The 1,007-nt window shown below is 76.7% G+C and carries 1 protein-coding gene; it reads left to right on the top strand.

What is annotated here, in order from left to right; genetic code table 11:
• Positions 1 to 147: 147 nt before the first annotated feature.
• On the top strand, positions 148 to 1,007 hold an 860-nt coding region (locus GJ632_RS21700), incomplete at its 3' end, for an endonuclease/exonuclease/phosphatase family protein (RefSeq protein WP_343161326.1).

Raw genomic sequence — 1,007 nt, 5'->3', positions numbered from 1 at the left:
CCTCGACGACGCCGGCGCGTCCTACGAGGTGGCGCAGGTGACGAGGAACGCCGACGCGGAGTTCCCCGGCGTCGTCGACGGCGACCGGACGAGCGTGCGCCTCACCGACCGCGACGCCGTCTTGGTTCGCGCGGACGGCGACGCGAGGTGACGGACGCGTCGGCGACGGCGTTCGACGAGACCACGACCGTCCCCGCGGGCGACCGAACGCTCGACGTCGAACGCGGGTACGGCGTCGTCGCCGCGACGGCGGGCGACGCGGCGTTCACCGTCGTCAACACCCACCTCGAATCCGCCTCCGAGAGCGTCCGCGGCGCGCAGGCCGACGAACTCGCCGCGGCCCTCGCCGCCCTCGACGGCCCGACGGTCCTCCTCGGCGACCTGAACGACGGGCCGGCGTTCGGGGGCGGCGCCTACGAGACGCTCGCGGCGGACCTGACCGACGCGTGGGACGCGGCCCGCCCGGACGCCGACGGCTTCACCTGCTGTCGGGCGACGACGCTGGACGGCCCGGGGTCGATGGACGAGCGTCTGGACCACGTCCTCGTCGACGGGTTCGCCGCGACGGACGCGCGGTTGGTCGGCGCCGACGCCGAGAGCCGTCTGACCGCCACCGTCGACGGCGACGCGCGGGAACTGTGGCCCTCCGACCACGCCGGCGTCGTCGCCACGCTCCGGTCGACGGCGGGCGGGGAGACGGCGGCCGACTCCCGACCGAACGAGACCGACACGGGCGGCGGGACGGCGGGGACGGCGACGGCGCCGGAGAGACGACGACCGGAGCGGAGTCGGCGTCGAACGGGACGGCGAACGGCACCGGAACCGGGTCTGGCGGGGTCGGGTCGGCGAACGGGACGGCGGCCGGCGCGAACGAGTCGGCGGGTGCGGTCGACGCGAACGGTACCGACCCGGCGGCGACGGGGAACGGGTCGGAGCGCACCTTCCCCGGCGAGTCGACTCCGACGGACGCCCCGGGGTTCGGCCCCCTCGCGGCCGCCGTCGGCGTC

This window comes from Halogeometricum sp. CBA1124, assembly GCF_009741955.1.
GTDB lineage: Archaea > Halobacteriota > Halobacteria > Halobacteriales > Haloferacaceae > Halogeometricum > Halogeometricum rufum.
Note: the sequence above shows the minus strand (reverse complement) of the source record. Positions and strands in the feature narration are given on the sequence as shown.